The organism is bacterium, assembly GCA_023230585.1.
Taxonomy (GTDB): domain Bacteria; phylum Ratteibacteria; class UBA8468; order B48-G9; family JAFGKM01; genus JALNXB01.
This window is the reverse complement of record JALNXB010000073.1, coordinates 1-8440: the sequence shown is the minus strand read 5'-3', so window position 1 is coordinate 8440 and position 8440 is coordinate 1. Positions and strand designations below refer to the sequence as shown.

The 8440-nt window shown below is 37.0% G+C and carries 6 protein-coding genes; all 6 read right to left on the bottom strand.

Annotated elements, in window-relative coordinates; translation table 11 throughout:
- Nucleotides 1–801 (bottom strand): flippase-like domain-containing protein (locus M0P98_08660; GenBank protein ID MCK9266920.1); only part of this gene is annotated, 801 nt, incomplete at its 3' end.
- Complete coding sequence (locus M0P98_08655) at nucleotides 770–1681, bottom strand: PfkB family carbohydrate kinase (protein MCK9266919.1); 912 nt, start codon at nucleotides 1679–1681, stop codon at nucleotides 770–772. The genes M0P98_08655 and M0P98_08660, both read right to left, overlap by 32 nt.
- On the bottom strand, nucleotides 1678–2115 hold the full coding sequence (gene nusB / locus M0P98_08650) for a transcription antitermination factor NusB (GenBank protein ID MCK9266918.1): 438 nt from the start codon (nucleotides 2113–2115) through the stop codon (nucleotides 1678–1680). Before nusB ends, M0P98_08655 begins: the two co-directional genes overlap by 4 nt.
- 54 nt (nucleotides 2116–2169) lie before the next feature.
- The gene (ribH, locus tag M0P98_08645) at nucleotides 2170–2634 is read right to left on the bottom strand and encodes a 6,7-dimethyl-8-ribityllumazine synthase (GenBank protein ID MCK9266917.1); all 465 of its coding nucleotides are present in this window, start codon (nucleotides 2632–2634) and stop codon (nucleotides 2170–2172) included.
- The gene (locus M0P98_08640) at nucleotides 2631–3872 is read right to left on the bottom strand and encodes a bifunctional 3,4-dihydroxy-2-butanone-4-phosphate synthase/GTP cyclohydrolase II (protein MCK9266916.1); all 1242 of its coding nucleotides are present in this window, start codon (nucleotides 3870–3872) and stop codon (nucleotides 2631–2633) included. Before M0P98_08640 ends, ribH begins: the two co-directional genes overlap by 4 nt.
- 67 nt (nucleotides 3873–3939) lie before the next feature.
- Nucleotides 3940–7827 (bottom strand): LamG domain-containing protein, encoded by a 3888-nt coding sequence (locus M0P98_08635; GenBank protein ID MCK9266915.1) that lies wholly within the window; start codon nucleotides 7825–7827, stop codon nucleotides 3940–3942.
- Between the last annotated feature and the right edge of the window lie 613 nt (nucleotides 7828–8440).

Below are 8440 nucleotides of genomic sequence, written 5' to 3'. Positions count from 1 at the left end.
ACCAACAAGAGAAACTCCCATCAGATAGTTGCCAATAATAGAAATGGTTTGTGTGATAATACTTATCAAGATGGCTAATGCGATACTTTTTTTTGCCAAAAAATAAGATGAAAAAACAAGGTATATGGTTTGAAGTTTATTTTTTAGGTTGACAGGTAGTCTATTCTTGAGAAGAAACTTAAAAAAATTAGCAATATTTCTATTGGTAAAAAGTAGAATGAAACTAAATAACAATAACAGGATGCTCAAAAGAAAAACTTTATATTTTGTTGGTAGTTCAGGTGTGAGCCACGCTGATACTGTGCCCATAAATATAACCGTTAAAGCGCCAAGAAACCTATCAATTAAAACAGAACTTCCAACAAGAAGTTTGTTCTGCTCTTCTTTTACAAGAAAAAAAGCTTTTGCTATATCTCCTCCTGCGCCAGTTGGGAGAAAATTATTGAAAAATATGCCTACCATAGTAAGTTTGAATATATTAAAGTAGTTAACTTTCTCTGAGCCAATCTGTTTTTTTATAAGTATAAAAAGTCTTAAAGCAAGAAGAAAGGCAGTTGATATTGTAATTATAAGAGCGGTGAAAGCAAGAGGTTTATGGCAGTTGTTTAGAACTTTGAGGGAGTTTTGTATATCTATCTTTATGAAAAGGAGAAAAAGAAAAATAATACTTACCAAAATTTTAATAATTATTTGAAGGTCTGCTTTTTTCATAAACAAGTATTTGGTCTGGTCTGCTATTATAGTTGAGTTTATTTTTGAAGGAGAAACCTTAAAATTTAAGCATCTGCTTGAGTTTTTCAACCCTACATTCTATATCGTTAATACTGATAGATTCAAGTTTGTTAGTACTAAAATCTTCTACTGTAAAAGAAGCAACAGCTGAACCTACAATCGTAGCTTTACGTAAAACATTGTTATTTATGTTGTTGCTCGAAGCAATATACCCTGTAAGCCCTCCCGCAAAACTATCCCCTGCACCTGTTGGATCTTTAAGTTGTTCTACCGGATAGGCGGGCACAGAAAAAAGGTTTTCGTTCTCAAATAACAGAGCACCGTTTGCTCCTTTTTTAATTATGACTGCTGAAGGTCCCATCTTGCTGATTTCTCTTGCTGCCGAAACAAGGTGGTCCTTGCCTGAAAAGAGTCTTGCTTCGGTTTCATTTATAAGCATTATATCAATATTTTGTATAAGTTTTTTTAAACTATCAGGCTTTTTTGTTATCCACAGGTTCATAGTATCTATAAGTATAGGTCCTGAAACATTAATACTATCAAGGATACTATGTTGTATCTCTGGGTCTGTGTTGGCAAGAAATAGACACTCAACGTTCTGGTAATGAGATGGTATGTCTAAATGTAAGTCTTGAAGGTGTTCGGGACATACAGATAGGGTTTTGGCCTGTTCCATATCACCTTCATAAAGCCCTGACCATCTAAAAGTTTTGCTATTGGAAATTTTTAACCCTGATACATCTATCTTCTTTGCAGTAAATTTTTGTATATAATCTTGTGGGAAATCTGTACCAATCTTACCAATAACTTTTACCGGAGAGAAAAAACTTGCCGCAAAAGAAGAGTAGGTTGCTGAACCTCCTAAAACTTCATAAACTTCTCCGCAAGGGGTTTTAATATTATCAAGTGCAATTGAACCTGTGATGAGTATATCTTTTTTTTGTGTCATTTTCTACTCTTTTTTTTACTCTTACAAGCCTCTTTTATTTTATGTAGAATACCGTTTATAAACTTTGTAGATTCGTTTGTTCCGTATTTTTTTGCCATTTCTATTGCTTCGTTAATTGTTGCAAGAGGGGGTATATCTACCATAAACATAATTTCAAACGTAGCCATTCTCAATATATTTCTATCTAAATAAGCCATTCTGCTGAGTTTCCAGTTTAGAGAAACTTTAGTGATTTCAGCATCTACATCTTTAAGGTTTTTAATAGTATCGGTTACCAGTAGGTTAGCAAAATCTATAACAGAAGTTTTTTCAGACGGGTTTTCCTGCCAGAAAGTTTTTCTTAGTTCTTCAATAGATTCCTTATCTGCTCCGAGTATATCTATTTGATAAAGAAGCATTAAAGCAAGTTCTCTTGCGCGTCTTCGTTGTCTCATTGTTTTATATTCTTTGAATTATATAGGTTGTGTAATTCAAAGTTTTCAATTTTTTTATTTAAGTTGTTCAGTAAGATTAGCCATCTCTATTGCAGAAAGAGCCGCAGACCATCCTTTATTACCCATCTTTGTACCAGCTCTCTCTATTGCTTGGTCGGTAGAATCAGCTGTTATAACACCAAAAGATACTGGGACTTTACCTTCAAGATTGATTTGTGTAACAGCTTTTGTAATCTGAGAACTAACATATTCAAAATGAGGAGTTCCGCCTCTAATTACTGCACCAAGACAAATTATAGCATCATACTTGTTTTTGGATGCCATTTTGGAAATTGCAAACACAGATTCAACAGTCCCCGGTACCCAAACAATATCTATATCCTTATCGTTTCCATTATGTCTCTTAATACAGTCTATTGCTCCTTCAAGCAGACTTGTAGATATAAACTCATTGAACCTGCTTATTATAATGCCAAATTTTTTATTTTTTGCATCAAGTATACCTATTTTTTCGTTCATTTTATATCCTCCCCTTTCTTGCTCGCCTTACATTCTTTTAAAATATGCCCCATTCTTACCCGTTTTGTTTCTATATATTTTTCTGAATACTCTGATATCTCTGTTTCTATAGGTACTCTTTCCACGACTGTAATGTTGTAACCAGCAAGCCCAACAATTTTTCGGGGATTATTTGTCATTAAACGGATTCTTGTTAGACCAAGGTCCGCAAGTATCTGAGCACCTATACCGTAATCTCTAAGGTCGTCTGGAAATCCGAGTTTAAGATTAGCGTCCACAGTATCAAGGTTATCGTTTTGTTGGAGAGCATAAGCTTTAAGTTTATTGATAAGCCCAATACCTCTACCTTCCTGCGGTAGGTATATAAGAGCGCCCCTCTTTTCGTTCTCTATCATTTTAAGAGCGGTTGATAGTTGGTCGCCACAATCGCACTTGAGGGAATGGAATATATCTCCTGTTAAGCATTGTGAATGCACCCTCACAAGTATACTGTCTTTTGAATCTTTTAGTGTAAGGTCGCCTTTAACAAGTGCTATATGGCTATTGTCTTCTATTATATCTTTATAAAGAATAAGTTTAAATTTACCAAAATCTGTTGGAAGGTCTAAAGAAAGAATTCTTTTTACAAGTTTTTCTTTACTTATTCTGTACTGTATAAGGTCTTTTATGGTGATTATTTTAAGGTTATGTTTTTTAGAAAACTTTAAAAGGTCCGGCACTCTTGCCATTGTGCCGTCTTCATTCATAATTTCGCACATAACTCCCGATGGAAACAACCCTGCAAGGCGGGCTAAATCTGTTGCTGCTTCTGTATGTCCTGCTCTTACAAGAACGCCTCCCTCTTTTGCTTGAATAGGGAAAATATGTCCAGGTCTTGCTAAATCTTCTGGCTTAGTTTTTTCATTTAGCATAAGTTCTATTGTAAAAGCTCTGTCGTAAGAAGATATACCTGTAGTTACGCCAAAAGCCGCATCAACAGAAATAGTAAAAGCAGTATTATGAAGGGCAGTATTATCTAACATCATCAGAGGTAACTTGAGTTGTTTAAGCCGGTCTGGAAGTAGGGCTATACATATCAACCCACGTGCTTCTTTTGCCATAAAATATATAGATTCTGGCGTTATTTTATCCGAAGCTATTATCAGGTCACCTTCATTCTCTCTTTCTTCATCGTCAACCACAATAATAAGACGACCTTCTTTTATATCTTGTAAAGCGCTATCAACTGAACTAAACATTTTATTTTTCATCCTTACAATTTTATCATAAAAACTATTTTATATCCATACGTTTTAATTAAACACATCATTGTATAACTGCTTCCAATAGGTTTGGTGTAAGACCAGATATACCTTTAAGGTTACCTTCAAACACAAAAACAACTCTTGTGTTTGAATCAATTTTGGGAGATATCTTGTCTGGTATAAAATCTTCTGTATACTTAACAATGTCTGATATTCGCAGGTTATCCATTACTCCTTCGAATGGTCCAAGTATTACTTCGTCCATATTTTCTGATAACTTGATTTTCTGTTTACCTTTAAGTTGGGTAACTCCATAAATAACTGATTTAAAAGTCTCTTTTTTCCCATCAAGAAAGATATTAAGTTCTCCTTGTAGTTCCCCAGATTCTTCTTTTAGGTCCCAGGTGTACGCAATATGGTGCCATTTACCAGCACGGAACAGATGTTCTATCTGGAACCCTGTTGTTGGGTTCCCTTTGTCAGGTATAAGTAGCGACTGTAAACAACTGTAAGGTCCAGGGGTACCTCTCCTCCAGTATGAATGTAGAAATTTTAAACCAGATGTTTCTAAAAACGGGAAATCCTTTTTTTTGAAAGAAGCAATAGGCGTGTTAATAAGTGAATGGTTGGACTTAAACCAGAATTCAACAGTTCCTTTATTTGCAGGGAAGAAAGTATGTCCTCCCTGTGAGACTTTTTCGCCTTTAGAGAATTTTAATTTTGTATCGCCTGAAAGTCTAATAGCTTTACCAGATACTCCTTCAACAAACTTTAAGGGTTCTTTCGGTTCAAACAATAGAGCAGAAGTAGAAACAACTGGTTTTCCCAATGTTTCTTCAGGAAGGAGAGTTGGTGAACCAAAAGAGACTATCGGTTCAATATTTAAAAATCTATAAAAACCAGGAGGAGCGTTTCCGCTAAACTCGCGAAAATAAGGTTCTATACTCCAGATACCTGTTTGTCCTTTAACTGGTAGAGAAAATCTTCCTATATTGGAGTCTATGCATTCAAGAGCCGTTGAACCGTCTGCTCTTTTTATGGTAGCAGGGTAGCCAATGAAAACATCAAGTTCTTTGAGTCCAGCAGGAACTTTGAAAAACATAGGTTTAGCTTCCCCGGGGCGGTTATCTCCCTGATGAGAACCACCGTGCCCTGCTCTGCAAATAGACCATAACCCATCGGGTGCAAGTGTAGCTACCTTTTGTGATGTTGTGTCGAGAAGTGTCCAAGCAACATCTTCTACCCCAAAAGATAGGATATATAACCCTTCTTCTTTTTCTGCTGGTATATTTATGTAAGCGTGATAATGAGTATTCTGAGCCATCCTTTTTTCTATTACTGTTTTTATTCCTTTTAGTGGAGCAACCGTTGGATATTTTTTGTAAGGAAATACTTCTATTTTAGCATCCTTATTTTTTGTCCTGAAATAAACACTAAGGTTGGTTTCTATACCTTTTTTATGTCTGAATAATAACATAGTTTCTGGGAATTCTAACGGTTTTACTGCAATAGGGGTTATAGGTTCGTTGCTCCATCCAATATTATTTATTAATTTGAGAGCAGCAGGAAAACCTATAAAAGGGTTCTGGTAACCTGTAAATATTCTTGGCGGAAGAGATTTCCAATCGAGAGGATTTTTAGGCAGTCTCGATAAATCTTTCTCTAAAGGGTATGCATTAGCATACATAAGAGCATCACTTAAAGTCTGTTCTACCACGCTTCTCCATTTTTGTTCTCCAGTAATAAGGTAAGCAATATAGTATGTGAGCGCATCGTAATTTCTATGACATAAAGTGCCACCTCTTCTTTCAAATCTATATTTTTGGTCGAGAAGTTTAAGCCAGGCTTCTTTTACTATTTCATCTCCTGTTTCAAGATAATATTCTAATAGGTTGTAAGTATCTCTTTCGTCTTTATATTCAGCCCCGTAACCGCTACCTTTTAAACCGTTCTGGCTATTTAAATCTATAATGGAATGGATAAACTCACGAGATTTTTTACACATATCTTCATCCCAGTCCATAATAGAAAGAGTAAGAAGCATTCTTGATATGCTGGTTATTCCTCTTGGGGTTCTAACTTTTGAAACTTCTTCTTTTATCATATTGACCAGATCAAGAGACTGCTCATCTCCAGTAAGGTAGTACTGGTTCAACCAGTGTCTTATCTCACCATCAATGATAGCAAAGAGAGTAGTTCTTCCTTGCCAGAAGAAAGGTAGTCCTCCACGGGCTCCAATGAGTCCGGCTCCTCTCTGTTTTTCTGGGGAATTCCAGTGGGCAATTCCGTAGTCTCCCGTAAACCTACCAAACTTGTACCCGTACTCGTAATATTCTCTCTCCCCACTCCTTGCGTACATTAGAAATGGAACTCTTCTCATACCGTAGTCCATTATTCCTTTAAGCCTGGAATCTCCGAACCCGGGCATTATACGCCCTTTAACAGTGTAATAACTAACATCAGGAAGACAACCCCAAGAAATGGTCCCTGTCATAGGGAAAGCCTCTAAAGACATAATTAGCCGTTGCCAATATTCTTTAAATATCTGCTCAAATTCGGGGAATTTTTTCGTATCTTTATGGTAAGACGGCCAGCCAAGGGCTTCTGAAGAACATATTTTTACAGGGTCGCTTAAAGCAAGTGTTGGTCTTGCTGCCGATATACAAGTTCTTTTGACTAGGTCTGCATTATAACTTCCCTGTTGAGGTAAAAACCATATATCGTGAGTTAATGATGTTCCTTGAGCGTTACTATATGTTTCGGCTCCGTCTTTTGGTGCTCCAGGACCTTCTTTTGCCCAAGTCTGCCAGTATTCATCAATAAGCGTTTTTGCTTTGAAATCTAGTTCTCTCTTACTTCTGGCTGACCATAACACTGCTTTTGCACTTCTTTCTCCAAAAGATATCTCCTTGGGGAACCTTTCAGCAAGCCATGGCATAACAATCCCAATACCAAAGTTGCCATAATCCCCATAAGCCCAGTCACCTGCTATATCAAATTTTTTAACAATTTTATCTATACCGTTTTCAGATGTACCAACGCCTGCATTATATTTTCGTTCAGCAAAATGAGGGTAATCATCTTGAAGCAAGAAAACCTCTTTACCTTTAGTTTGAATAACAGACTCTTCCCCTGGAAGACCTTCTGCACAATATACGTCTGTTGGAGGAGCAGGGGGGGTAAATTCCAGTCCAAAATCTTTGAACCAAACTTTGTTGGTATCTTCGGTAAGTATTAAGGAATGTGTAATCCGAACAGCAGAAGACCCTTCTGCAAAATATAGCCAAACATCTGCTCTTGCAAGTTTTTCTCCAGAATTGGTTACATACCACCCAGATCTTTTCACAACTACCCGAGCAGGTCCTTCTTTTAAAAAAGTATTCTCTATTTCAGCCAGTTTACCTGCTACTTTTGCAGTTCTGCCTTGATTATCTATCAGATATGTGCCTGCACCAGAATTTTCCAATATAGAGATTGTACGGTTATTTACAGTTAGCCACGCTTTTTCAGGTAGGAGTTTATCTTTATCAAACTGGTATATTGACACACCAGTATCAATTGTGAAACCTCCATCTGGAAGGTTGCTGATTTTAAGAGGGGTTGGATAAGCGCTTCTCTTTATTCCTTCTCCATACTCAACTCTATATCTATTCTGAGGAGAATCAGTGAACCCAGCTAAAGCCCATCTAATACTACCGTCTACCCATTTAGCTGTAATATCAATTTGGGAAGGAACTTCTCTGGTTTCGCTCATTATACGTATAGAGGAAGCATCTTTAACTTCTCCTTTAGAAAAAGCCATACTGGCTATAATTGGCAAAGGAGAGTTTAAACCTGATACATCGTTGATTTTAAGTTCAAATTCTTCTGCTTGTACTGATGATAAAAATGTAAAAATAAACAAGAGCGAAAAGGATACAAGAACTGTTTTTAAAATATTTTGTTTCATTACGCCCTCCTATTTAATTAATACGTTTGTCAAATTTAGCTAAGAAACCCCTCCTATGCCAAGGTATACCTGCCGAAGCTTGTATTTTAGCGTAGGTTGGCTTCGGCGGATAAACCTCGCAAGATAAACTACAAAAGACGGAATGGGGGATGAAAATGAGATTGCCACTCTTTTGCCTTCTATCCGCCCCAGTTTGTTATCCTGAACTTGTTTTAGGATCTCTAATGTAACCCACGTTGGTAGTTGGCACAACGTAAAAAACGAGATTCCGGATCAAGTCCGGAATGACATATAAGGACAACTACCCTCCTCATCCTTGATCCTTCTCCCTCAAGGGGAGAAGGCAAGAAAAGGGAAGGTGTATGCACCGTAGTACCAGAGTGAGTAGACACCCCATACTGCTTCTCTTTTATGCTTTTATCCTTGCCTTTGTCTTTTCTTCCAGTAAAAAAGTATGTGTCTAAGAACGAATTACGAGGTGCTACTACAGCTCAAGCAAGAATCGGGCTGTTAACAAAAGGTTCAAGCCTTTTGTTCCCCTACTCTGAGCCTGTTGAACCCTTCGGAGATGCTTTATATGCAGAAGGGTAAGTTCTCAGAGTGCCCGATTGTT